Origin of the sequence: Paenibacillus auburnensis (assembly GCF_927798115.1) — a bacterium.
GTDB lineage: Bacteria > Bacillota > Bacilli > Paenibacillales > Paenibacillaceae > Paenibacillus_AQ > Paenibacillus_AQ auburnensis.
Genome location: NZ_CAKMMG010000001.1, coordinates 964,195 through 988,597 on the forward strand (window position 1 = coordinate 964,195; position 24,403 = coordinate 988,597).

General features: G+C 50.4%; 22 protein-coding genes. 10 read left to right on the forward strand and 12 right to left on the reverse strand.

What is annotated here, in order from left to right; translation table 11 throughout:
* The first annotated feature begins 3 nt into the window (after positions 1–3).
* The 3 genes from L6H70_RS04355 to L6H70_RS04365 all read left to right on the forward strand — a co-directional run bounded on the left by L6H70_RS04355 (position 4) and on the right by L6H70_RS04365 (position 3,125).
* On the forward strand, positions 4–1,713 hold the full coding sequence (locus L6H70_RS04355; protein WP_236330118.1) for a methyl-accepting chemotaxis protein: 1,710 nt from the start codon (positions 4–6) through the stop codon (positions 1,711–1,713).
* 241 nt (positions 1,714–1,954) lie between these two features.
* Positions 1,955–2,368, forward strand: coding sequence for a MarR family winged helix-turn-helix transcriptional regulator (locus L6H70_RS04360; protein WP_236330119.1), 414 nt, complete (start codon positions 1,955–1,957; stop codon positions 2,366–2,368).
* A gap of 4 nt (positions 2,369–2,372) precedes the next feature.
* A complete protein-coding gene (locus tag L6H70_RS04365) occupies positions 2,373–3,125 on the forward strand; it encodes an SDR family NAD(P)-dependent oxidoreductase (protein WP_236330120.1) in 753 nt (250 codons plus the stop codon).
* An 83-nt stretch (positions 3,126–3,208) separates the two neighbouring features.
* On the opposite strand, the gene L6H70_RS04370 is transcribed toward L6H70_RS04365, so the two are convergent.
* Together L6H70_RS04370 and L6H70_RS04375 are read right to left on the reverse strand one after the other, a co-directional pair.
* Positions 3,209–3,553 carry a hypothetical protein gene (locus L6H70_RS04370; RefSeq protein WP_236330122.1) on the reverse strand — a complete coding sequence of 115 codons (345 nt, stop codon included), beginning with the start codon at positions 3,551–3,553 and terminating at the stop codon, positions 3,209–3,211.
* A 136-nt stretch (positions 3,554–3,689) separates the two neighbouring features.
* A complete protein-coding gene (locus L6H70_RS04375; protein ID WP_236330124.1) occupies positions 3,690–4,013 on the reverse strand; it encodes a metal-sensing transcriptional repressor in 324 nt (107 codons plus the stop codon).
* A 154-nt stretch (positions 4,014–4,167) separates the two neighbouring features.
* On the opposite strand from L6H70_RS04375, the gene L6H70_RS04380 reads away from it, so the two are divergent.
* The gene (locus L6H70_RS04380) at positions 4,168–4,779 is read left to right on the forward strand and encodes a class I SAM-dependent methyltransferase (protein ID WP_236330125.1); all 612 of its coding nucleotides are present in this window, start codon (positions 4,168–4,170) and stop codon (positions 4,777–4,779) included.
* A gap of 70 nt (positions 4,780–4,849) precedes the next feature.
* Here L6H70_RS04380 and L6H70_RS04385 read toward each other — a convergent pair whose 3' ends face one another.
* Entirely contained in the window at positions 4,850–6,757 is a 1,908-nt protein-coding gene (locus L6H70_RS04385) for a heavy metal translocating P-type ATPase (protein WP_236330127.1), read from the reverse strand.
* Between the two features lie 311 nt (positions 6,758–7,068).
* On the opposite strand from L6H70_RS04385, the gene L6H70_RS04390 reads away from it, so the two are divergent.
* Positions 7,069–7,932, forward strand: a complete 864-nt coding sequence (locus L6H70_RS04390; RefSeq protein WP_236330129.1) for an AraC family transcriptional regulator — start codon at positions 7,069–7,071, stop codon at positions 7,930–7,932.
* Positions 7,933–7,987: 55 nt separating this feature from the next.
* Here the strand turns inward: L6H70_RS04390 and L6H70_RS04395 are convergent, their stop codons facing one another.
* Positions 7,988–8,524 (reverse strand): GrpB family protein, encoded by a 537-nt coding sequence (locus L6H70_RS04395; RefSeq protein ID WP_236330132.1) that lies wholly within the window; start codon positions 8,522–8,524, stop codon positions 7,988–7,990.
* 108 nt (positions 8,525–8,632) lie between these two features.
* Here L6H70_RS04395 and L6H70_RS04400 point away from each other — a divergent pair, with 108 nt between their 5' ends.
* From L6H70_RS04400 to L6H70_RS04420, 5 genes are all read left to right on the forward strand, one after another.
* On the forward strand, positions 8,633–8,803 hold the full coding sequence (locus L6H70_RS04400) for a hypothetical protein (RefSeq protein WP_236330134.1): 171 nt from the start codon (positions 8,633–8,635) through the stop codon (positions 8,801–8,803).
* A 137-nt stretch (positions 8,804–8,940) separates the two neighbouring features.
* Positions 8,941–9,876 (forward strand): LacI family DNA-binding transcriptional regulator, encoded by a 936-nt coding sequence (locus tag L6H70_RS04405; RefSeq protein WP_236330136.1) that lies wholly within the window; start codon positions 8,941–8,943, stop codon positions 9,874–9,876.
* A gap of 55 nt (positions 9,877–9,931) precedes the next feature.
* On the forward strand, positions 9,932–11,194 hold the full coding sequence (locus L6H70_RS04410; protein WP_236330138.1) for an MFS transporter: 1,263 nt from the start codon (positions 9,932–9,934) through the stop codon (positions 11,192–11,194).
* A gap of 87 nt (positions 11,195–11,281) precedes the next feature.
* A complete protein-coding gene (locus L6H70_RS04415) occupies positions 11,282–12,067 on the forward strand; it encodes a GNAT family N-acetyltransferase (RefSeq protein WP_236330140.1) in 786 nt (261 codons plus the stop codon).
* Positions 12,068–12,166: 99 nt separating this feature from the next.
* Complete coding sequence (locus L6H70_RS04420; RefSeq protein WP_236330142.1) at positions 12,167–12,523, forward strand: DUF4190 domain-containing protein; 357 nt, start codon at positions 12,167–12,169, stop codon at positions 12,521–12,523.
* An 87-nt stretch (positions 12,524–12,610) separates the two neighbouring features.
* Here L6H70_RS04420 and L6H70_RS04425 read toward each other — a convergent pair whose 3' ends face one another.
* From L6H70_RS04425 to L6H70_RS04460, 8 genes are all read right to left on the reverse strand, one after another.
* Positions 12,611–13,819: a response regulator gene (locus L6H70_RS04425; RefSeq protein WP_236330145.1), complete on the reverse strand. Its 1,209-nt coding sequence runs from the start codon at positions 13,817–13,819 to the stop codon at positions 12,611–12,613.
* Positions 13,816–15,582, reverse strand: coding sequence for a cache domain-containing sensor histidine kinase (locus tag L6H70_RS04430; RefSeq protein WP_236330147.1), 1,767 nt, complete (start codon positions 15,580–15,582; stop codon positions 13,816–13,818). Before L6H70_RS04430 ends, L6H70_RS04425 begins: the two co-directional genes overlap by 4 nt.
* A gap of 77 nt (positions 15,583–15,659) precedes the next feature.
* Positions 15,660–16,484, reverse strand: a complete 825-nt coding sequence (locus L6H70_RS04435) for a carbohydrate ABC transporter permease (protein WP_236330149.1) — start codon at positions 16,482–16,484, stop codon at positions 15,660–15,662.
* A gap of 17 nt (positions 16,485–16,501) precedes the next feature.
* Positions 16,502–17,392 (reverse strand): carbohydrate ABC transporter permease, encoded by an 891-nt coding sequence (locus L6H70_RS04440; protein WP_236330152.1) that lies wholly within the window; start codon positions 17,390–17,392, stop codon positions 16,502–16,504.
* 120 nt (positions 17,393–17,512) lie between these two features.
* Positions 17,513–18,886 (reverse strand): extracellular solute-binding protein, encoded by a 1,374-nt coding sequence (locus L6H70_RS04445; RefSeq protein WP_236330154.1) that lies wholly within the window; start codon positions 18,884–18,886, stop codon positions 17,513–17,515.
* Between the two features lie 305 nt (positions 18,887–19,191).
* Positions 19,192–21,390 carry a DEAD/DEAH box helicase gene (locus L6H70_RS04450; protein WP_236330156.1) on the reverse strand — a complete coding sequence of 733 codons (2,199 nt, stop codon included), beginning with the start codon at positions 21,388–21,390 and terminating at the stop codon, positions 19,192–19,194.
* Entirely contained in the window at positions 21,387–22,706 is a 1,320-nt protein-coding gene (locus L6H70_RS04455) for an ATP-binding protein (protein WP_236330158.1), read from the reverse strand. Before L6H70_RS04455 ends, L6H70_RS04450 begins: the two co-directional genes overlap by 4 nt.
* Before the next feature lie 8 nt (positions 22,707–22,714).
* Positions 22,715–24,298, reverse strand: a complete 1,584-nt coding sequence (locus L6H70_RS04460) for a TerB N-terminal domain-containing protein (protein ID WP_236330160.1) — start codon at positions 24,296–24,298, stop codon at positions 22,715–22,717.
* Between the last annotated feature and the right edge of the window lie 105 nt (positions 24,299–24,403).

Here is a 24,403-nt window from a genome sequence, read left to right on the forward strand (position 1 = left end):
TTCTTGGCGAATCAGAAAGTATCAGTGAAAATTATGGGGTTAGTCGGGTTGTCGATCTTTTTTATGATTCTGATCGGATATTCGGGACTTCACTACCTTAATAAAATCAATGGTAACGCAAAGCAGATGTACCAGCACTATATGGTTCCAAATGAGCTGATAAATCAGATTATTATCAACAACGCCCAGATTAACGCTCTACAGCTGGAACTGATGATACCTGATAACCAGACAATCTCCAGGCAAAAGGAAATCAATGACTCCATTAGTTCAATCATCACCGGCAGTATTGCCGCCCAGAAGCAGATTGAAAGCATTGGCATGTCGGGCGATGTAAAGCAGCAATACGATACCTTTAAAGGCATGATTGCCAAGAGCAACGAAGCCCGCGATCAGATGTTGGGCAAGCTTGAAGCTAACCAGACGGCGGAAGCTTACACTGTATTTGCTAAGCAGTTGTCACCTATCCGCACCGAAATTATGAATATGCTAATATCTATCAAGAATTTGAATCAGGCTTCTGCTGCCGAGCTTAATAACAGCAATAAAAATGATGCCTCAGCGAGCCAACTCAATTTGTTCGTACTGTTGGCTGCATCTGTAGCGGTATGCGGAACTATCAGTTTGCTGCTCTCGCGCATGATTACCCGCCCCTTGAACAGACTAAAATCGCTGATGCAGGACGCCCAGAACGGGAATCTTTCCGTCAAAGGCAATTATAAATCCAAGGATGAGATCGGCGTGTTGACTATCGGCTTCAATGATATGATTGCCGGGCTCCGGGCAATTATAGCGAAGATCGGCGAACATTCCCAGATGCTCTCCGCAAGCTCCCAAGAGCTGCTTGCCAGCTCCATGCAGACCAGTGCCGCCAGCAGCCATATCGCTGAAGAAATTCAAGCGGTAGCAGATGGCTCGGCTATGCAGCTCAGCGGTTCACAGGAATGCAGCCGGGCCATGGATGAGGTTGCTACCGGAATTCAACGGGTTGCCGAATCCGCATCGGATGTATCCAGCATTGCCAGCTATACCACTGAACAGGCCGTGCTGGGCAGCGGGAAAATCACCACAGTCAGCGGCCAGCTGGACACCATCCTTGGCACCTCCCAGGCATCTGCGGCCGTAATTAAGAAATTGGATAATCATTCACAGGAGATTGGTACAATCGTGGGCTTGATCAGCGGGATTGCCCAGCAGACGAATCTCCTGGCACTTAATGCTTCCATTGAAGCTGCACGCGCCGGAGAGCATGGCCGCGGGTTTGCTGTAGTGGCTACAGAAGTGCGTAAACTGGCTGAACAGTCCAATCAATCCTCTGCTCAGATTGCCTCTATTTTGACGGAAATTCAGACGCTGGTGTTGGAAGCCGCCCAAATGATGGACAAGGAAAGCACCGAGATCCAGGTAGGTCTAACGGGCATGCACGAAGCGAAGCAGACATTTGAGCAGATTGTCGGCTACATTCAGGAATTAAACCAGCAGCTCGAAGAAGTCTCAGCCGCTTCCCAGCAAATCTCAGCAAGCTCTGAAGAGGTTAGCGCTTCCCTTCAGGTCACTAGTGAAATCGCAGGCTCTTCCTTATCTAAAACGCAAAATGTCGCAGCCGCTTCCGAGCAGCAGCTGGCGACGATGTTAGAAGTAGAAGGTGCTGTGAAGTCACTTTCAGGGATGGCCGAAGAATTGCAGGAGCTGTCCTCAAAATTTCGAATTTAATATGCACATCTTAACGAAAGAGCCGCCACATCTGCGGCTCTTTTTGAGTTGCTGTATATAATCTTTCTGGAGGGTGGAAATACTAACCAGCACTTCACGGGTTGACTGTTCCTATATTAAGGTTTAAATTTAAATTGTTAATATGTATTAACTATTAAAACTTTTAAATCATTTTTTTAAATAACTGAGGTGATACCTACTGGATAAACACGATCAGCTCGCTGATTTAATCAGCCGGCACATGATGACACTGGTGGCAAGCTACGCGAAGCTGCTGGATAACAACCTGACGGCACCGCAGTATTTCATTCTGCAGACACTGGCGAAGCAAGATCTGCAGACCAGCTCCTATTTTGCCGGAGTATTGGATGTAACCCTATCCGCCATTACCAACCTAAGCAGCAAGCTGGTTCAGAAAGGTTATATTGAGCGGGTCGTTTCTGAAACTGACAGGCGACAGGTGCTGCTGAAGATTACCGAACAAGGCCGTGAAGTCGAACAAAACATGCTGGACCGCTACCGTCAGCTGACCGCAGGGTTATGGGATGAATTTAATGAAACGGAACTGGATCTGATGATCGGATCCTACCAGAAGATGATTGAACATCTGGAACAGATGATGAATGGAACCAAATTACAACTTCAGGGGGAATAATGTCATGGGAAGATTAGATCATAAGGTAGCTATCATCACTGGAGCAGCAGGTGGAATGGGTAAAGCCGACGCCCTGTTATTCGCTAAGGAAGGCGCTAAGGTTGTCGTTACAGACCTCCAGGAGGAGAAGCTGCAGGAGGTTGTGTCGGAGATCAGGGCTAACGGCGGCGAAGCCATCGGGCTGAAGCAAAATGTTACATCTGAAGAGGACTGGGCCAATGTCGTGGAGGAAACGCTTCGCGCTTTCGGCCAGATCAATATTCTTGTTAACAATGCCGGCGTCTCCGATCCTATACCATTCATGGAACAAACCGTAGAGCGCTGGGAGCGGACGATGAGCATTAATGTCACCAGCATTTTTATCGGTCAAAAAGCGGTTATCCCCCACATGATCGCAGCCGGAGGCGGCTCCATTATCAACATCTCTTCGATCGCCGGACTGACCGGCGGCAGCGGTGCAGGTCCTTACACCGCCAGCAAAGGTGCAGTCCGTATGCTGACCAAAGCTACAGCGGTCGACTATGCAAAGCATAATATCCGCGTGAATTCGATCCATCCCGGTTATATCGAAACGCCAATGACAGAGGATCTGCTGAAGGATGAGAAAATGAAGCAGTGGTTCTATTCACAGACCCCGTTGATGCGGCTGGGCACAGCGGATGATATCGCCAAAGGTGTCCTGTTCCTGGCTTCAGATGATTCCTCCTATATTACAGGTGTTGAACTGCCGATCGATGGCGGTTATTACGCCAAATAAGTTGGAGTTATTTCTCCATTACAAAAGCGGCAGGCCCAGACGATACAATTCGTCCAGCCTGCCGCTATTTTTCCAAAATCCTGCTATACCGCCAGATGCACGGATCCGTCCTCGTAGATGTCCACCCTTTGCGCGCAGAGCAGCATCCCAAGCCCGTTCGCAGTCCCTTTTTCACGGATATCCCTTTGCCGGCGTTCCCAGATCTCCCGGTCATGAATAATGTCGTACTGGTAATAGTTTTCGGTGCCCGCTGCTTCCATCACCTCCACAAAGATGAAGTTATCCTGGAATAGTGTACGGAACCAGTCCGCAGCCTCCGGATGGGAACTAAACTTAGGGAGATCCTGCTCAAAGCGCTCCGGCAAATAACGCTGCTTCAACCTGCCGATCCTTATGTAGTACTCTTCCAGATTATCTGAAGTAATCATAGGTTATCCCCCTTATGATGAAATTTGCATAAAAATATCATATTGAAGGCAATAGCGCCTATGACATTATGCATTCCGCAGGATAAGTTTATGGCAAAATAAAAGACCGGGAGATCAGCTCTCCCAGCCTTGCCTGTTAACGGATATAGTTATCGAGAGCCTTGTTGAGATCCTCAAGCACCTTGTCCTGATTGCCGTGATGGACAGCTTTGACCACACAGTTCTCCAGGTGATCCTTCAGCAGCAGCTTCGCCGCTTTGTCCAGCGCTTTCTGGATGGCAGCAATCTGCAGCAGCACCTCTGAGCAGTCGCGGTCTTCGGCGGTCATTACTTTAACAGCACGGACATGCCCTTCAATTCGGGCCAGCCGGTTAACAATCTGCTTACGGTATTTATGCTCGAAATCCTCGTCATGAAAATCCTCATTTGCATCCTGAACCATAATTACCCCCAGCTTCATTCTGTCTTCTCTCACAAATACCAGCTAGAGGTATTATAACAAGAATAGGTATAGTATGTTTGTTTACTTGTATTTTAGACATAAGGATTTATTATTGTTTGTAGTAGAAGGATGATGTAGTCTCGAAATCACTTAATCTTAAGGCGGGGGATACATGGAGAAGCAAAGGTTAATACGTATCTTTGATAAGCAGGCAAACCAATATGAGAAAAATAGAGAAAATGCCAATCAGAAGCGCTGGCGTCAGCATCTTTTAAGTCATGCGAAGGGCGAGTTGCTTGAGCTTGCTGTAGGAGCAGGTGCAAATTTCTCGTACTATCCCCGCGGGGTTAAGGTTACCGCAACTGATTTCAGTGCAGCAATGCTGGAGAAAGCAAAACAGGCGGCAAACCACTATCATATTGATTGTGATTTCATCTGTTCGGATATTGAAGAAATGAGCTTTCCGGATCAATCATTCGATACTATTGTTTCAACCCTATCCTTTTGCAGCTACAATCATCCATTGATGGTGTTGGAAAAAATCAGCCGCTGGTGTAAACCGGATGGGCATATTCTTTTCCTGGAGCATGGGGTCAGCTCTAATCCTGCGGTATCCACAGTTCAAAAAGGATTTAATCCGCTTTTATATCGTGTTTATGGGTGTCATCATACAAGAAATATTGTCGGACTCATTCAAGAATCAGGCCTCATCATTCATAAGGTGGAAAGCTACTGGATGGGTATGGTCCATCTTATTTGGGCAAAGCCGAAGCTTCTTGATTAAAGTAAAGGTAAACAGTAATTATTAGACCAAAAACCCCCGCAGGATACCTGAAGGGGTTTTTGTGGTTACATCATCTCAACAAGCGCAGCCCGCTCAGAATTACCGCAAGCGTACTTCCCTCATGACTGACCACCCCGGAGGGCAGATTCAGTCCGCCCCAGAAGTTCGATACGACAAGGATCAGAATCACCGCAAGCGCGAATGAGATATTTTGTTTAATTACACGGCTGGTGCGGCTCCCAAGGGTTATAGCATAAGGAATTTTAGTGATATCATCGTTCATCAGCACCACATTTGCCGTCTCCAGCGCTACATCACTTCCGGCTGCTCCCATCGCAATGCCGATGGAGGCTGCAGCCAGTGCAGGAGCATCATTCACACCGTCACCGACCATCGCTACTTTGCCATATTTCCGGGACAATTCCTTAATGATGTTCAATTTGCCGTCAGGCAGCATTTCAGCATGAATTTCTTCAATCCCCACCTGCCGGGCAATGGCTTCCGCAGTATGCCGGGCATCTCCGGTAAGCATAACCACGTGTTTGTTCATCGCCCGGAGCTGAGCAACAGCTTCTGCCGCCTGGGCACGAACGATATCCTGAACGGCAAGCATTCCGGCAAAACGTCCACCGGCTTCTACGTATACAACGGTTTTACCGTCAGCCTCCAGCCGTTCAGCTACCGCCTGCTGCTCCTCACCGATAACAAGATTATGCAGCAGACTTCTTTTGCCGATGAGACAAGTTGTATGATTTACGATGCCGCTAACCCCAAGTCCGGTCACAGCCTGCATCGCAGCAGCCGGTTCAAGCATGATCTGCCTGTCCTCCGCGTGATCTAGAATGGCCTTGGCAATCGGGTGCTGGGACAGCTTCTCCAGAGAAGCCGCGAGGTACAGCAGCTCCGTTTCCGTGACTCCCTGTGCCGGGTATACATCGGTAACCTTCGGTTTACCTTCAGTAAGGGTTCCGGTTTTGTCGAACACAACAGTCTGTATATTGCCTATTCCCTCCAGATGAATTCCGCCTTTGAACAGAACTCCCTTACGGGCAGCATTGGAGATTCCGGAGAGGATCGCGGGCATAATCGATGAGACGAGCGCACACGGTGAAGCAACAACAAGGAAAATCATTGCCCGATAGATTGTGTCCTCCCAGGTCCAGCCGAACAGATACGGCGGCAGTATCATCAGCAGCAGAGCAAGCAGAACAACACATTTTGCATAAATACCTTCGAACCGCTCCACAAAAAGCTGGCTCGGCGGAAGCTCGCTTTTAGCCTCCTGTACCATATGTATAATCCTTGAGAGCAAAGTGTCTTCCGCAGCCTTCGTAACCAGAATTCTTAGTGCACCTTGCCCATTGATGGTTCCGGCGAAAACAGCATCATTCAGAGTTTTATCTACAGGAATGGATTCACCGGTAATCGTCGACTGATCCACCGCTGAGCTTCCTTCAAGAATAGTTCCGTCGCAAGGGATGCGTTCACCTGGCCGGACCAGTACGATGTCATCCTTCTGAAGCTGAGAGGCTTTGATCTTCTCTTCAGACTCTCCCTTTAGCCGCACGGCCTCTTCCGGACGGTACTTCAGAATGGCCGCGATATCCTGGTTGGTCTTCTCCATCGAGTATTCTTCCAGCGCCCCGCTTAAGCAAAAAATAAAAATCAGCACCGCTCCATCCAGCCAGTAGCCGATACTTGCTGCACCGACTGCCGCTACAACCATTAAGAGGTCAACATCAAGATCCTTCTCCTTAATTAAGGTTTCCAGCCCTTCCCAGGCCTTGCGGTACCCGCCGACAACATAGGCCAGAACGAATAATATAACCGCTCCTGCCTGCATCTCCTGCTTCTCCAGTACCCACGCCAATACAATCAGGACCAGACAAGCTGCGGCAATCATAATCCCGCCATTCTTCTCCCATAGTGCTCTTATCCCAGACTTCCCGGGTTCACTGCTAAACGTCATTTCTCCCATTCTATCCGCTCCTGTTCCGTTCTAATTAGTGAGAACTATTCTCATAGAATATATCCCCCCCGGGGGCATATTGTATGTGATTTTTGTCCCACGCAGCTCCCATTACCGGGAAAGAGATTGATCTGATCCGAATCTTGCTTTTCCTTGCGGACTATTGTAGCGTGATATAGAACGTGAACTTAAGAATGTTACCTAAGAATTGCAGTAAAGCCTAGTACTTCAGGTTTCACTGCAATTCATCAACTTCATTCTTAAGTTCATCTTGTATAGTAGTTATTTTTGGAAAAAGCTTGTTTTCACAGGAGGCGCTCATGAATTTTGAGCATTATTATTTCGCCGCCGGGTTCAATTCTGTACCGGATGAGCTTGATCTGGCTGTACTGTTCAGCGGGGAAGGTAAACCTTACCCGGGGCATAAAATGGGACCGGCGGTGCATGATTACTATCTGATCCATACTGTATTGGCTGGTGAGGGCATGTTTCAGTGCGGTAATATCTCGCAGAAATGCCGAACCGGCGATACCTTTGTCATTTTCCCTGGTGCACTGTTCAGTTACCAGGCGGATGACACTTTACCCTGGCACTATGTCTGGATAGCCCTCCAGGGCAATTCCGTAGCCGCTCTGCTCTCCGATGCCGGAATTACTAAAGAACGGCCGCTACTGCATGCTGAGAATGTAGATGAGCTGACCAGTCTATACGAACGGACCCGGCAATCCTTTCAGCAATCCCCCTATCCGCGTCTCGAGAGCCTGGAGGCTTCGGGCTGGGCACGCCTGCTGCTTCATAAATTCGGGCTTAGCAATCTGGATGTGCTGCCAGCCCGCCCTCAAGAAATGCCGGAGATGATCGACCGGCAGATTGACCAGGCCATCCGCTGGATCTCGCTGCAATTCCACCAGCAGATCAGCATCGACCAGATTGCCGCAACACTCGGCTACCACCGGGCGCATCTGTCCAAGGCTTTTAAGCAAAGGACTGGCCTGTCTCCTAAACAGTATTTGCTCAAAATGCGGATGGACAAAGCGAAAGGGCTACTGGAAGGAACGCTAAGCATCGATCAGGTCGCTTCCTCTGTCGGCTTTAACGACGCCCTTTATTTCTCCAAGCAGTTCCGTAAATATTTTGGCATACCGCCAAGTGAATACCGGGCAGCCCTGCGGAGCAACAATTAACAGCGGCTTCCCTGAATACAGCAAAACCCCTGCCGGAGTTCGCAGGGGTTGTTCTTTAAGGCATTGCTTTGTCTAAAATAGAACGGACAAACTCCGTTTTCCCTTCTGTGTAGGCCTCTCTGTCATAGCGGTATTGACGTGCCAGGGAGAGCTTTACCTGCTCGTATGCTTCCACAGCAGAAGGATGGGCCCGAAGATAGTCACGAAAGGCGATGTGCTCGAGGTAGCCTTTGCCATCCTGCGGACATACATAAAGATGATAGTTCATAAATCCGTCATCCGCCGTACGATCGAAAACCTCCCTGCCTTCGATTCCCTGATTGCCACGATGCATATAACCATACTGCTGAAACCGTTCTATAATCTCCGGCAATACGCTATAGCTCTCCATCACCAGATCCAGATCAATGATCGGTTTGGCCGATAAACCTTCAATAGAAGTACTTCCGACATGTTCCACAGTGAGGATCAGGTCGCCGACCATCTCCAGCATCCGCTCCTTAATCTTGTTGAACTCTATTTTCCATCCGGGGTTATAGGGAACCACCTCAACAGGGATAACGGAATTTGCGATGACATCCACCTTCTTCACTAAATATTCCCCCTCTGATCGTCAACTATATTATAGCAACACCCGTCAACTGGGATAAAATGCTACCGGGCGTCTCATACTATCTCTAAGCAAACGGAGGTGAAATCTATGCCTAAAAACAGTGCCGATCCTAAGTACGACCGAGCCAATAATCGTGCCGATAAGAAGGACAATCAGCAGAATCACGCTTCCATTACTGAAGAACCGCAAATGCTGACCAATGATAAAGCTGCCGATTATGTCCCGAGTCTGAACGGGGTTACCAAAAACGAAACGTAACATCATTGCCGCCGGGCTGCTCTTTGTCGATTCAGGACAGGAGCAGCTTTTTTTAATATTAAATCTGTAGCAGATTGACTTGTCCAGGCTGCGGGTGATAGTCTTTTCTTCTAGGGTCAATTAAAGGAGAATTCAGGATGAAAAAAGCAACGATGAAGGATATCGCCCGCCTGGCGAATGTATCTGTAGCTACGGTCAGCTATGTACTGAATAATGTCAAAAACCAGACGATTCCCGACCCCACGCGCCAGAGTATTCTGCAGATTGCCAAGGAGCTGAATTATGTCCCGAATCTCGCTGCACGCTCCCTTGTAGTACAGCGGACAGGAATGGTCGGCATATTAATCAACAAATCTCCCCAGCTTCCATATTGGAAGCGCCAGAGCTATATGACGCTGGTGGACAGTCTTGAATCAAAGCTTACGGAGTCCGGGTACCATACGCTGCTGATCAGTCTGGATCCCCAGAATCCGGCGATGGATGTGATCCGTGAACGGAAGCTGGATGCCGTCTTCGTTGTGGATGTCATGGAGAAGATGTTTTACCGGATTTCTGCTAATTTTGTAGATGGCGTGCCGCTAATTCTGATCGACAGCCTGATCGATGACCGGATGTTTAATCAGGTGAACTATAATTATCCGCTTGCTCTAAAATCCGCTATAGCCGCCGCTGCCGTGCCTTCCTGTCTGATTATGGAGAGCTTTCACAACCATGCGCTCACGAACTGGATTGCAGACAGCTCCGGGTTAGGGAAAAAGAATATCTACATTGCTGCTGATCCGGCAGAAGCACCTGGCGCGCTGGAGGACTTCTTGCAGCAGAACCGCGGAAAGCATGTAATTGTGATGAATGAATTTCTGGCAAAAGCGGTTGAGCATACCGGAATCGCCTCCTCCATTACAGCACTGTGTACCTGCGGCATACCGGAGATTGTCGATACCGCCACCCGAGTCATCCGCTTTCAGAACAACCGCGCGGAGACAGCCTTTGAGCTGATGATGTCGCTTAAGCATATTCAGGAGGATCCAAAAATTTTGGCCGGCAATCAATTTTTAGTTGAAGTTCTCCCTTAAATTTTCTATAATAACTTAAACGTTTAAGTTAAGTTAGAATTAGGAGGTTGTTGCCATGATTCCTTCTACTGCCGTTGCCGATAAGCCGTTGTCTGCGGTTCCTTTGCAGTATCCAAGTCTGTACAAGAACCGGGTATTCCTGCTGTTGTTCTCAGCAAGTACCTTATCCATTCTTGGAAATGCTTTTCACAGTCTGGCGCTAAGCCTCTGGGTACTGCAGTCCACCGGCAGCGCAAAAATGATGAGTATCATGACGATCAGTAACCTCATCCTGTGTTCCCTACTGGGCAGCGTTACGGGTACCCTTGCCGATCGTATCGACCGTAGAACTCTGATCCTGTGCTCCTATTTCGTTCAGAGTCTTACGGTACTGGGTATTGCTTTCACGCTGACACAGCCCTCTCCCTCTTTTCTCCTCATCATCTGCCTTACCGGAATGGTTACTGCTGCCGGTCAATTTCAAGCTCCGGCATTTCAGGCTTCGCTCCTAACGATTGTCGGCAAAGAGCATATTCAGCAGGCAGCGGGCTGGATGACATTGTCCGAGAATATCTCACGTACATTGGGCTATGCTCTAGGCGGCATATTTGTCGCTGCTGTAGGCGGAGCCTGGGCTATATTTGTGGACGGAATGACCTTTCTAATGGCGTTCCTGCTGATCCTGGCCGCCGGTTCCTGGTCAAGTAAATCCGCGGCTGTGAAACCGGCCAAATCATTCAAACAGGACGTTGCCGGCGGCTTCCACTACATCTGGGGCCACTCTTTTGCCAGAGCGATTACGATTCTGCTACCCGTACTCTCCTTATTCTTCCTCTCCTGCCTGATGCTTACCCAAGTGATGGCTGTACAAGTATGGAAGGCGGCTCCCTTTCAGTTTGGACTGCTCGAAGGCAGTATTCCGCTGGGGTATATGCTGGGTTCAGGGATGATCATCCTCGCCGGAAGCCGGATCAAGCACCGCGGCCGCGTGGTCTCTGCAAGCCTGCTGCTGTTAGGACCGTTATACATGCTCCTCTCCGTCACCGAATCAATGAATGCTGCTCTCCCTGTCATTCTGCTGATCGGGTTCACCTTCTCTTTCAGTACACTTCTGATCAATATTATCCTAAGGCTGGAGGTACCGGAGGAGCTGCAGGGCCGGATGTTCGGTGTGCTGGGCTCACTTATGAGTGTAGCACCGCCTATGGGGCTGGCGCTATTTTCGGCGGGTGCAGACGAGTTTGGTGTAGCTTCTGTCATGTTCTCCGCAGGTCTGCTGCTAAGTCTATTCGGACTCGTTTCTGTATTTAAGCTTGAACATATCCGTAAATATAAATGAAGTCAGGCCGCTAGTTATGTAGTAAACTAAGTTGGATTAGGGAACCAGAAGGATGAAGGATGAAGAGCGAACAGGAGTGAACAAACCTTGAGCCACTATGATGCCATTATGCGCCGCTTACGCAGCAATCCGCTGAAAAATGTAACTCCCCTCAAAATGATGACTGCTTATCATGAGGTAATAGACAGCTGCCTGATCGAACAGGGGGAGCACTGGGGAATCCTGCTGTTATTGCCTGCAAGCAGCTATTCTTATGATCAAAAGACCTATCCCGAAGCCAATACAATCGTGCTGATGGATTACAGCAGTCCGGAAGTGGTGCCGGCAATCGTAGAACGAATTCCAAGAGACGCTAAGCTGGTGTTCAAGCTGCAGCAGACAGCCCGGATAGCCATTCAGGAATATTTCCCGCTCCATCCGGTACGCAGCTTCTATTCCTTCTCTACCGAACCGGATCAATGCTTCAGTCCGGATGAAGCCGCCATAGTAAGTGAACAGATAGATGAGCGGCTGCTTTCGTTATGGTACAGTAACGGTTATACCCAGGAAGAAATCAGGTATTATTTTCAAGATGGAGCTTTTTCAGTGGCCTTGTATGATGGACGTACTCCGCTCAGCACCTGTATTGTGTTCCGTAACGAGGAACAGATCTGGGAGATCGGCGCTGTGCATACAGCCGAAGCAGGCCGGAGAAAGGGACTGGCAGCACGTGTAGTACGCACAGCCCTACATCACACACTGCAAAGAGGCTACATCCCAAGATATCAGGTACAGGATTCCAATATGGCTTCCATCCGGCTGGCTGAAGCAGTTGGACTAACTCTTGCCGTGAAGCTTGAACACTGGATCAATTACATAGATCACACGAAATAAGTCAAAGCGCATCTCCTATATGTGGAACTTCTATAATATAATGTTCGTATGAGCTTGTAAGAAGTTTACCGACAACAATACATTTAAAGGAGTTTATTCATGAGCTATCAACCCTTTGGACAACAAGAATATTACCCGCCTCCTCCTTCCCAGCCGGCTCACACCAATGGTAAATCCATTGCTGCACTGGTACTGGGAATACTATCAATCATAACCCCTTATATTGGCCTCTTATTCGGGATCATTGCCATTATTATGTCGGCCATCTCCCTGAAGGAGATCCGAAACCGTTATGAAGGGGGCAGAGGGCTGGCCATTGCCGGGCTGGTCTGCGGCATTATCGGGACGATAATCTACGCACTGCTGATCTTGCTATTTATTATTATTATTATATTTGCTGTCGGAGCGGGTAACGATGCAATTAACACCTTCAACTTCAGCACGAACAATATCTAAGTATCGGCTGCTAAAGATAAGACAGATTTAACAAAAGGAAGCTGACACCGGTTTCGATAACCGGTAACAGCAACAGCTTCCTTTTGTTTACTGCGGCGGGGTACCCTTGGACAATAGAATGTTGATGTTCTCCTGCTGGCGGTATTCTGTCGGTGTGAGATGGAATCGCTTGCGGAACATTTGCGTGAAATGCCGCATGTCCTGGTAGCCCACACGCTCCGCTATCTCAGCCAGCTTCAGCTTAGGATTAAGCAGCAGCAGCTTCGCCTGCTCCAGCCGTAGTGAGGTGACGTACTCCTTATACCCCTGCCCGGTCTTGTGCTTGAACAGCTGACTGAAATACGCCGGATTGAGGAATACCACCGAAGCCATTTTTTCAAGCGACAGATCCTCGGCGTAATGCTCCTTAATATAATGGAGGGCGACATCGATCGCCTTCTCCCCGCTGCCCTTGAGCGGCTCCAGCTCAAAAGCCTGTGAGGCCGAAGCCTCCCTCATCCGTTTAACCACCTGGGGAACCGTGCTGAAATCGTAGCTTAAGCCGGAATGCAGGATTTGAAAAGGGACCTTCAAATAATGGGTAAGATGCTCACGGACCTCCTGCTGAAACTCCTCGATCTCCCCGTTCTCCCGTAAAGTAACCAGACCCAGCAGACTCTGCCGGTCATAGCTGACCACAAATCCCCGTCCATGCCGCTCGACCAGCTCAGACAGAACATTTTCCACGATAAAGTGCTCCAGCCTGACGCTTCTGTCCCCGGGATCCATCTGTACCATCACCAGATAGTAATTACTAAAGTCTTCGATAAAGGGACCAATGTCGAGATTGCCGATATCAAGCCCTGATGCAAGCCGCTGGAACACCCCTTCACGCAAAAATCTCAGGCTCGCCCTCAGCCGCTCCCCCTGCCTGGAAATGTCACTATCCTTCTGGATCTCCTCAGTGAGATTGTTGATTATCTCCTGCAGCTTGTTCTTGCCGATTGGCTTCAGCAGATAATCCTTCGCTCCAAGGCGAACCGCCTCCTGCGCATAAGAAAACTCGCTGTGTGCCGAGATCACAACCCATTTCACATACGGATATCTGCGCTTTGAAATCTTCATAAATTCCAATCCGTTCATTCCCGGCATCAGGATATCCGTCAGGACAATGTGGATATGTTGCTCTTCCATCACCTTAACCGCATCCTCAGCCCTGGCTGCAACATAAACCTGATATTCAGGGTATATATTCTCGATTGTGCGCTTGATACCTTCACGGATTACCCGCTCATCATCGGCGATGAGAATGTTCACGTAAGCGTGTCTCCCTCCACATTAATCGGCAGTAGGATCGCAACCTGCGTTCCTATTCCGGGAAAGCTCTGGATCTGCAGGCCATACGTCTCACCGAACATATGCTGCAGGCGGCGGTGCAGATTCTGCAGTCCGATGCCGCTTTTGCCGGCTTCCTTCGGGCTTCCGCCCGCAAGAGAATCGAGCAGCCGCTGAAGCTGAACTTCATCCATCCCGTTCCCGTTGTCTTCCACGATTAATTTAAGAATATTCCCTTCCTCGCGGGTATACACCTTAAGGATCCCCTGGCGGCCTAGGGCTTCTAAACCATGTTTGACAGCATTTTCTATGACCGGCTGCACCGTCATCTTAGGAACCCGGATAGGCAGCCACCGTTCATCGATGTCTGTAACGATCAGTAGCCTGCCTTCCAGCCGGATCGAAATAATCTTCAGGTAGTGGCCGATCTGTTCCAGCTCTTCCTCAAGCGTGACCTCCGCCCCGTCCTCCCATTGACTGCTGTAACGGAACATGGAAGAGAGTGATAACACCAGCTCACCAAGCTGTTCATTCCCTTCCTCATCGAGCATCCAGTAGATCATGTCGAGGGTATTGTACAGGAAATGCGGATTGACCTGAGACTGGAGCGCATGCAGCTCCGCGTTCTTTTCGCTGACCGACGACAGCTTCACCCGTTCGATCAGCTCTTCGATCCGCCGTACCATCCGGTTAAACGAAGCGACGAGAATGTTAATCTCCTGATAAGAGGAGACATTTACCATGCCCCGGAAATTACCGACTTCTACCTGCCGCATTTCGCGTATCATCTTCTTCAGAGGGGAGGATATGCTCCGTGATACAATGAACGCGATCAGCGTGGATACAATGATCAGAATCGAAATGACAACCAGCAGATAACGCTTCATCTCAATCAGTTCCACATTCAGATCTCTGTCCGGTGTAATACTCATAACCCACCAGCCCGAGAAGGAGAGCTTGGAGGCAACAATCAGACGGTTCGATTCCTGCTGGACCATTACCTCCTCTGAGGTCTGCAGGGAAGGCAGATTCTCAACCACCGGCGACGGATCCGTAGCGGATGAGACAAAACGGCCATCCTGTGACATCAGATAGACCTGGCTGTGCGCACCAAGCTTCAGGTTGTCTAATGCATCAAGTACGGGCTGAGGATTAGTCTCATAGAGGACAATACCAATCGGCTTATGCTCATTGAGGTCGAAAATTTGCCGCCCGAAAGCGAATACAGGACTGTCCTCGACCTGGTCAATCAGCGAATGCTCGTAGACCCCCAGCCAGACCATTTTCCCGGAAGAAGCGCGCAGCTGTTTGTACCAGTCCTCAGTCTTGTAATCCGGGTCAACCACATTCATATAGTTACCGTAATTATAGATTTTCCCCTTATCGGTTATGACATGGATTCCTACCAGATCATCACGTGAATAAAAAATAGAGCCGATGATATTGGTGATGGTCTGTTCATTGATAAAGGCTACTGCTGGTTCATCCGTTGTTTCATTGAGCAGGCGAATCATCTCAAAATTATTGCTTAGGGATTTCGATAAGGCATCATACCCTTTATAGAGTAAGGTGAACAGCCCCGCCGTTTGAGCTACATTCTTCTGCGACAAATCGCTGATCTTTTCATGCAATTGAACGGTAGTCCGGTTATAGTACAGCAGGCTGACGATAAGCAGAATACTGGACATGCAAAAAAGAAACAGCAGAAACAACCGATGATGGATGGAATGAAAGCCGTTTCGCATAGGACTCTCCTCCTTCTTAGCACCCTGTCCTGCCGTTCCCTATTATAAATCCAATGCTTTTTGTAAAGCAACGCTAATTAACCCTTGACTGCCCCTGCTACCATGCCCTTCGTAATGCGGTTTGATAGGAAGAAGTAGATCAGAATAACCGGCAGCGCGCCCATGACGAGGAATGCGCCAATATCTCCATAGTTGACCGAATACTGGCTGACGAAGGTATATACCCCGAACGGCAATGTTTTCAGCTTCTCGGATGAGATGAAGGTTGCCGCGAGAATATATTCATTCCAGATATTGATGAAGGTCAGAATGCACACGGTCATCACCGGAGGTATCGACACCGGGAGAATGATGCTGCGGAAGATCCGGTATACACTGGCCCCGTCGATGAAGGCAGACTCTTCAATCTCATGTGGAATGTCCCGCATGAAGCCTGAGAGAATAAAGACGGCGATCGGCGTGGAGAAGGCAATATACGGCAGAATCAGCGACCAGTGCGTATTCAGCACATGAATATGTTTGAAGATGATCATCAGCGGCAAAAGCGTAGCCTGCATCGGGATCATCATCCCCATCAGGAAAATCGTCATCACGATATTGCCGTATTTCCAGCGGAACCGTGAGATCGCATAAGCTACCATCGAGGCCAGGACAATGACGCACACCATCGTTGTTGCGGTAACAAATACACTGTTACTCAAGTATTTCAGATAACTGCCTGACGTGTAAGCCTCACTGTAGTTATGCCATTGGAACGATTTCGGAAAGGAAAAGAAGCTTCCGTCCATAATCTCTTCATTGGTCTTCAGGGAGTAGAGCACTAACCATAACAGAGGATATAACTGCGTGACTACAGGAATGGCGAAAAGAAGATACACGATTCCTTTTTTTAATTTTTGCATGACCGCGCACTCCTTTTCTAATTAAACTTTCGTTCAATCCGGTTAAAGATCGTATTGATGAAGCCGGTAAAGACCAGGCAGACCACAACCAGGAAGGTCGCAATCGCACTGCCATAGCCGTACTTGAAGGAACCGAATGAGCTGTTGTACATGTGCGTGGAGATTACATCCGTTGCATGTGCCGGACCGCCGCCGGTCATAACCATAACGAGATCAAATGCCTGCAGGGAACCGATAAATGCTAGTACAATAGATATTTTAAAGATCGGGACAATCAGCGGGAGGGTAATGTAACGGTCCGCTTTGAAGCCGTCTGCCCCGTCTATTTTTGCCGCTTCATAAAGCTCATCCGGAATATTCTGAACCCCGGTATACTGAATCAGCAAATGATAGCCGAAGTACTGCCACAGGGATACAAAATAAAGCGCGAACATCGCAATTTTGGGCTCAGTCAGCCAGTTATGTGTCCAGCTGTCCAGTCCCAGGGAGACCAGTACGCCGTTAAGCATACCGCCCATGGATGTAGGGTTGTACACAGTTTTCCACAATTGCCCGATGATAACGACGGACAGGATGACCGGTGTAAAGTAAATGGATACAAGTGTGTTGCCTCTTCTCAAATAACGGTTAAGCAAAATTGCCATGAACAGGCACAGGGGAATTTCTATCATGGAAGCAACGGCATATAGCAGGGTCCTTCTTACGGACGGCCAGAACACCGGATCATTAAAGAACATATCCTTGAAATTGCCGAGGCCGATAAATGTCGAAGCCGTTAAGCCATCCCATTTGAGCAGGCCTGTGTATACAGACACTAGAATGGGAACAAACACAAGGCACACATACAAGAGCAGACATGGCAATACGAAGACGGCTATTGTACGCGCTGGCACCTTAAGTACTTTCATCTTTCCCGCCTCCTAAACAAGCAGATTCTTTGTCTATATCCATTAGAACCCGGTGCGAAGAAGCCCTATTCAGCTCACTTCGCACCGGTAATGGTAGCTGTATTCGTTAGTTCTTATTTTTTATTCTTTATTTGCTTCAAAAGCGGTTTGGTGTTCTTTGGCAACTGCAGCGGAATCCACTTTTTGCACGAACAGGTTCTGGATGCTGCTAAGGTGTACTTGGGCAGTGGCCGGGTTCATGGTGTTATCAAATGCCAGGTCGCCGCCCTTCACTTGGTTGAACAGGCCAGCAATGTTAACAGCCAGATCAGAGTAACCGGCAGCTTTCAAATCGCCGTCTACTTTTTGACCGATACCTACTGCATTCTTCAATTCAAATTGTTTCTTAGGATATTCGGAAGCGAAGAAGTTGAGGAAATCTTTGGTTTCCTGCAGGTGTTCGCTGTTAGCCGAAACTGCAAATGCACTGCCTGGTGCCAGCATAAATTCGTTAGGGTCACCCTTGCCGTTAACTGTAGGGAATTGGAAGGCTCCAACTTTACCGGCTACAGAAGAAGCGTCAATGGCGCCTGTTTCCCAGGATCCGATGGACCACATTGCGGCTTTACCGGTTTTGAAAATGTTACCGCCGGCATTGGCATCAATTGAAGTTGCACCGTCAGGGAATGCACCTGCCTGAACCAGCTGCTGGAACGCGTCTACCGCTTCAATGAAGGCCGGATCTTCAAAGGTCTTCTTGCCGTCCAGCACATCCTGGAGGAATCCTGGACCGCCATTGGTGCGCAGCAGGATGTTCATGAAGAGGAACGAACCTGTCCAGGAATCCTTTTCACCGATGGCCATTGGGGTAATGCCTTTATCCTTCAGGATTTTGACATCCTGCAGCATTTCTTCGAAGGTAGTTGGTGTATTCTTGATTCCGGCTTGGTCGAAGAGTTCCTTGTTGTAGTAAACCACTTCGATATTGTTGCCGTCAGGAAGCGCATATACATTGTTATTAAAGCTGTAGTAGTCCAGCAGACCTTTCTGATAGGTATCCTTCAGGCCATTCTGGTCCAGCATATCGTTCAGCGGTGCGAACAATCCGGCATCTACGAATGGCTTCATTTGTGCGGCCGGGTTAACAATCGTAATGTCAGGTACTTCTTTAGAAGCTGCCTGTGTTTTCAGTTTCACTTTTTGCTGGTCTGTGTTCAGGGTATCCAGCTCGATTTTGACATTTGGATGTTCCTTCATGTACTGGTCAGTCAGCTCATGAATCATTTTGTAAGCTGGTGTAGCCGGGTCGGGATAGATGTTCTGGAAGGTGAGCGTTACTTTTTTGCCGCTGTCCGTAGTTGCAGTAGCCGTGTTGCCGCTGTCAGTGCTCTTCGGTGCGTTAGTGGCTGCGCCTTCATTGCTGTTGTTGTTCGAGTTCCCGCAAGCTGCCAGGCTGAGTGCCATTACTGCGGTTAATCCGATTGCAAATGACTTCTGCATTTTTGTTTTGACCATTTGTTTAATGCCCCCTAACTCGTGATAGGCTTATTATCATCTGATTAAGCGCTTCCAACAAGGTGCGAACTACAGAATAAATGTTTGTTTTTTCTATATATCCGTCTTATCCTTTAAAAGCCCGTTCTACGGCGGTTTATCGTTTCTTCCGGAGGACGGGGAAAGCAAAAAGCGGCAGCCAATAGGGATCAATCCCTTTATAGCTACCGCCTCTGCCCCGTGATTTATATGTGTGAAATTGTTAAGTTTGAATCAGCCTACAGATCGTAAGTTCAGCTGAAATAGTAAAATAGTCGATGGTATTGTTATTGTCCCCGCTGCCACTCCTTCAAGACACTCAGCAGTCCGGGAACATCCAGTCCGTCCAGTGAAAAGGCTTTGCGCAGCAGATCATGGGGAATGAATTCATCATACTTCCCGAGGTAAGGCGCCTCATCAGGCCCGAGCAGAGACAGCGGATCTGTTGCCGCAGTGCTCTCGGCAATGATCTCCTCCTCCAGTGTTTCGGCGTCTGTACGCCCGGCCACAACCATATAATACGGCTCCATCGGCACGATGGAACGCAGCCCTAGCCTGCCCTTGAGGTTGTTCTTCAGCAGGCGCTCCAGCGTGCGGAACTGCCGGCTTCCGGCCCAGGGCAGAATGAACATGGAATCACCGCCAGCGGGCAGCACTTCGCGCGTCAGCAGGCCGCTCTCCTTGGCCAGACGGCGTGCCCGTTCAAGCCTTGCTGCGGCGCTTGGTGCAAGATACGGATAGAGTGCCGTTGATCCCAGCACCTCGCGGATTTTGGCCATGATGCGGGTATGCACATCGCCGCCTGCACCCAGCCATAAGGTGTCGACCTTGCCGCGCGAGCTTTTGACATAGACCGCTTTGTGCCGGGTGTCAACCTCCTCAATCTTCCACAGCTTGCCGGCGAGGGTGAAGCAATAGCCGGGCGGCGGGACCGTCGTAATTGAGCCGATTTCCTCGGTGCCGTTATACACCACATGTTCTTCATCGTCCTTGAACACCGCATAGAAACGGAAGTTGTTCACGATCTTCTCCCCGGCCAGACCAATCAGCACCGTGCCTTCCTCCATCTTTTCGATATGACCCATGCCGATCATATATTCCATAAACGTATCATAGTCAGCGGGATCAATTCCCCGGAAGGAAGGCAGGCTCAGGACTGCCTCCTTCAGATCCTCCGGCTCGGCTTCGCCCATACTCTTCAGAATGCTCATCGTCTGATGATACAGCAGCCCTACCGGAAGCTGTCGCACGTTCAGCGGCTCGACCCATTTCTCGCGCACGTAGAGCTCGATAACCGCGATCGCGCGCAGCAGCGTCCACGGCATCCGCGCCGGAAGCTGCGCTTCCTCGTCCTCTTCCTCCGGCGTGACGAAGATCATCTCCGAGGCGGCATCGCCGCGCCGCCCGGAGCGTCCCAGCCGCTGGACGAAGCTCGCGCAGCTGTAGGGTGCCCCGAGCTGGAGCACGCGCTCCAGCTCGCCAAGGTCAATGCCCAGCTCCAGCGTAAGCGTCGCTGCGGCCACTGCCGGACCCGGACCCTGCCGGAGCGCGGCTTCCGTCTCTTCGCGCAGCATCGCGGAGATGCTCCCGTGATGCACATGGAACACATCCCGCTCGCCGCGCTTCGCGGCCATCCGCCGCATCTCCAGGATGGTCTCCTCCGCATCGGTGCGGCTGTTAGTGAAGACCAGCGCCTTCTTCAGATGCGTATGGTCATAGATGAACCCATAGTAAGCCTGGCGCGCCCGTTCCAGATGCTCGGCTTGCACCTCGTCCCGCGCATCAGGGAACGAGAAATGCTCGACGCTGAGGCGGAGCTTGCGTCCCCCTTGCGGCGCCGAGACCTCCACGCTCTCCCGCGTTCCGGCAGCCAGCCATTCCGTCACGGAGGCGTAGTCGCTGAGCGTGGCGGAGAGACCGATCCGGCGCGGATGGCAGCAGGCCATCCGCGAGATCCGCGCCAGCTGGCTGAGCACCTGGATCCCACGGTCCGCGCCCATAAACGCATGCACTTCATCGACAATGATGAAGCGCAGATCATGGAACAAGGCCGGAATGGCGTTCGGCCTGTTCATGAGCAGACCTTCCAGCGACTCCGGGGTAATCTGGAGTACGCCAGAAGGCTTCTGCATCAGCTTCGTCTTATCCGCCTGCGGCACGTCGCCATGCCAGTGCCAGACCGGGATGTTGCCTTCGCGCAGCAAATCATTTAACCGTGTGAATTGATCATTAATCAGCGCTTTGAGCGGCGCAATATATAGGATTCCCACGGAGCCGGACGGGCGCTCGTATAGCTCGGTCAGCGCCGGAAAAAAAGCCGCCTCCGTCTTGCCGGAAGCCGTGCCGGAGGCAATCAGGAGATGATGCGGCGTATCGAACAGCACGCGGCAGGCATCTACCTGCGCCTCACGCAGTGTCTCCCAGCGGTTCTTATAGATGAATTCTTTAATGAAAGGAGCCAGCCTGTAGAACGGATTGTCACTCATAGGTCAAACTCCGCGAGCAGCCCGTCCAGCTCATTCTCTTCTGCAGCAGCCGGTTTGGATGTCCGTTCGCCAACCAGCTTCTCGAAGGAAACCTCCGGGTGCTGGCTGAGCGTATGCAGCAGGTCCATGAAGTCACGCACGACTTCGCGCGGAGTCAGTAGCTCGTCCGCGCCGAGTCTGCCGACAGCCTCCTCCATGAAATGCACCAGCTGTTCCTGTGTCAGCCTGGACTCATAACCGTAATGCAGGGCATGTATATCCCGCAGCTTCTGCAGCAGCACCAGTATCTCTTCATGCGAGAGCATCTCCAGCGCAATGATCGGGCCGGTGAAGTTGTTCAGTCCGGCTGCGCCGTACCGCCCGGCAACAAGCCGGGAACGAAGTGCTTCGTAGCTGAACAGGCCGCGGCGTCCGTCCTCAACGAATTGCGGGGTGCCCCCGATGAAGATCCCGAGGCGTTCGGCCTTACCCTGCATGGTGTCATTGAACATGGTCAGCAGCTTCTCATAGTTGCTCTGGCGGGAGATGCTGTTCGTGATCTTATAGAGATTCACGCCTTCATCAATGAACAGCAGCAGCCCCTTATAACCGATCGCACCGGTGAATTCTGCCCAAAGCTTCATATAATCGTACCAGTTGTCATCGTCGATAATCACGCCTACACCCAGCGCCTTCCGCGCCTCTGTTCGGGTGGCGAACTCGCCGCGCAGCCAGCGCAGCGCATCCTGCTTCAGCTCATCTTCTCCATGCTTATGCCCGTTCCAATACGCGGCCAGCACCTTGGCAAAATCAAAGCCGTGCACCAATCCGCGCATCTCGGAAGCCACGGTATAGATCCGCTGCTCCACCTCTTCCCCAAGCTGCGGGGAATCCGGCAAATAACCGTTCTCCTTCATCACCGCCTGCTGGAGGGTAACAATCCATTTCTGCAGCATGATTTCCAGAGCACCGCCATCAGGACGTGTGCGTGTCGATAGGTGGCTCATCAGCTCCCGGTAGGTTCCCAGGCCCTGCCCCTTGGTTCCGACCAGCCTGCGTTCCGGCGAAAGATCGGCATCAGCGACTACAAAGTCCCGGTCCATCGCATAGTTACGGATAATCTGCAGCAGAAAGCTTTTGCCACTGCCGAATTTACCGGTGATCAGCTTGAAGGCGGCGCCTCCTTCGGCAATATTGTCCATATCTCGGAGTATCGCTTCCACTTCCGGCCGGCGGCCGACTGCAATGTGCTCCAGCCCGATTCGCGGCACTACCCCTGCGGTCAACGAGTTAACCAGCGCCGTTGTCATGCGTTTTGGTATTTTCAATTCATTCATTCCGGAATTCACCTCATTAAATAGTGCAGCATAGGAATCCATTCTTCAGCTACTTGTTCTCCATCGACCAGCAAATCACCGAGGAGGTTCATTGCAAGCTCATTGATTTCATCAAACAGCAGCTCCGGCATCGTTCCTGCGGCAGCTGCTAATTTGTTCACCGTGTAGAGCCCTTCCTCTTCAGCCAGCGCTAGCACCGCTTCACGCTGCAGTGGAGTCAGCTCTGCATTAAACTGTTCCCATTCCGGATGTTCCCCGGCTTCAGTTTGCGCGATCACAGTTTCCATGATATCCGCCACTGCCTCCGGTTCATCCGGCTCTACGCCAGTAACTTGTTCAGCGGGTATGTCCGTCTGCTGTTCAATCATTTCCGGCTCAGCATTCTCATAGTTATTTTCCGGCTCAGCTGATTCCTCCACCGTTAGCAGCGTGCGAACCACCTCGGAATCGTTCTGCAGTTGCTCCAGCTTCCGCTGATCAATGATAACTGCTGGCCCCTTCGCTTCCTGCTCAGCTTTGCGGAACTCCCGCTGCAGATACTTGCTGATCAGCTCGTCCATGTCCGCATCGACCTTAATATCCTTCAGCCGTCCGCGATAGCCCATCAGCTCCCGCAACTTATTCTCGGTCAGACGGAACAAGCGGGTGATCAGGCTGCGTAGCGGCGGTGATTTGCTGATCCTTACAACAGGTACAAGCACTGAATAGCCATAGAGTGAGATGTCATATACTGCACTGCGGAACAAATACCGCTCTCTCATTACCACCGGACCCGGCGGAAACATCTCTATCAGATTCGATCCGTGCTTGCGGGCGACATAAGCATCGATTAGAGCCACAACCAGAGGGATGTATCGTTCGGCAGCTTCTTTACCCTCACCTAAATAGAACTTGGATTTGCTGATATCATAGTCAGACATCACCGTTAAGACTTCGAAGGTCAGCTGCTCCGGGGCAGCTGTCAGGCAGCGCATTAATTCAATCTCTGCCAGATCACCAGCAAGTCCGCGGGAACGGGCAACGATGCCCGACAGCGGAACCTCCAGCTTATGGACGAAAGCGAAGTCGGCCATCCAGCCGCCGAGATATTGATCCAGCCGTTTGTACTGATCCCTGTACGCTTCCCATATCTGGCCAAGCTGGCGGTAACCGTCCTGCGGATCTGTCCAGCCCACCCCGTTGATCAGCTCATACACATGCAGAAAGATATAGGAAAGATCCGTCTTAGGATACCTTCCCTGCCTCACCTCATCCCGCCAAAAGAAATACCATCTGCTCTGTGCTCCGGTCATATGCCCGTAGGTAGGCCAATAGCTCTTAAAGGGGACAAACAGCGCCGCTGGCCCCTTTTCTCCGGCCAATTCCCTGGCACGTGCTACGAATTGGCTTTCTGTTGTCGTCACCGGTTCAGGCTTCTCGTCCATATCCCAGAGCTGAATCTGCACCGCATCCTCTGAACTTTTTTGGGGTTTAGCGGCGGTAGGGATGGTTGTCCCGGATTTCACTTCACTACGCGGAGGGATAGGAACGTTCTGCTCCGTACTTTCCCAGACCAGTTCCGTAAAATGCGGCTGGTTCCTTTCACTTGTCATCTTCATCACTCCAATTCACTGACGGCAGACACGATCTCATCCAGATCTTATGAAAAAACGGTCCTGTTCACATGGTGTGAAGGAACCGTTCTGTTCGCGAATTAT

Coding starts and splice junctions, on each gene's coding strand:
- L6H70_RS04360 (WP_236330119.1), top strand. CDS start 1,955: ATGATGACACTGGTGGCAAGCTACGCGAAGCTGCTGGATAACAACCTG.
- L6H70_RS04365 (WP_236330120.1), top strand. CDS start 2,373: ATGGGAAGATTAGATCATAAGGTAGCTATCATCACTGGAGCAGCAGGT.
- L6H70_RS04370 (WP_236330122.1), bottom strand. CDS start 3,553: ATGATTACTTCAGATAATCTGGAAGAGTACTACATAAGGATCGGCAGG.
- L6H70_RS04375 (WP_236330124.1), bottom strand. CDS start 4,013: ATGAAGCTGGGGGTAATTATGGTTCAGGATGCAAATGAGGATTTTCAT.
- L6H70_RS04380 (WP_236330125.1), top strand. CDS start 4,168: ATGGAGAAGCAAAGGTTAATACGTATCTTTGATAAGCAGGCAAACCAA.
- L6H70_RS04385 (WP_236330127.1), bottom strand. CDS start 6,757: ATGGGAGAAATGACGTTTAGCAGTGAACCCGGGAAGTCTGGGATAAGA.
- L6H70_RS04390 (WP_236330129.1), top strand. CDS start 7,069: ATGAATTTTGAGCATTATTATTTCGCCGCCGGGTTCAATTCTGTACCG.
- L6H70_RS04400 (WP_236330134.1), top strand. CDS start 8,633: ATGCCTAAAAACAGTGCCGATCCTAAGTACGACCGAGCCAATAATCGT.
- L6H70_RS04405 (WP_236330136.1), top strand. CDS start 8,941: ATGAAAAAAGCAACGATGAAGGATATCGCCCGCCTGGCGAATGTATCT.
- L6H70_RS04410 (WP_236330138.1), top strand. CDS start 9,932: ATGATTCCTTCTACTGCCGTTGCCGATAAGCCGTTGTCTGCGGTTCCT.
- L6H70_RS04420 (WP_236330142.1), top strand. CDS start 12,167: ATGAGCTATCAACCCTTTGGACAACAAGAATATTACCCGCCTCCTCCT.
- L6H70_RS04430 (WP_236330147.1), bottom strand. CDS start 15,582: ATGCGAAACGGCTTTCATTCCATCCATCATCGGTTGTTTCTGCTGTTT.
- L6H70_RS04435 (WP_236330149.1), bottom strand. CDS start 16,484: ATGCAAAAATTAAAAAAAGGAATCGTGTATCTTCTTTTCGCCATTCCT.
- L6H70_RS04440 (WP_236330152.1), bottom strand. CDS start 17,392: ATGAAAGTACTTAAGGTGCCAGCGCGTACAATAGCCGTCTTCGTATTG.
- L6H70_RS04445 (WP_236330154.1), bottom strand. CDS start 18,886: ATGGTCAAAACAAAAATGCAGAAGTCATTTGCAATCGGATTAACCGCA.
- L6H70_RS04450 (WP_236330156.1), bottom strand. CDS start 21,390: ATGAGTGACAATCCGTTCTACAGGCTGGCTCCTTTCATTAAAGAATTC.
- L6H70_RS04455 (WP_236330158.1), bottom strand. CDS start 22,706: ATGAATGAATTGAAAATACCAAAACGCATGACAACGGCGCTGGTTAAC.
- L6H70_RS04460 (WP_236330160.1), bottom strand. CDS start 24,298: ATGACAAGTGAAAGGAACCAGCCGCATTTTACGGAACTGGTCTGGGAA.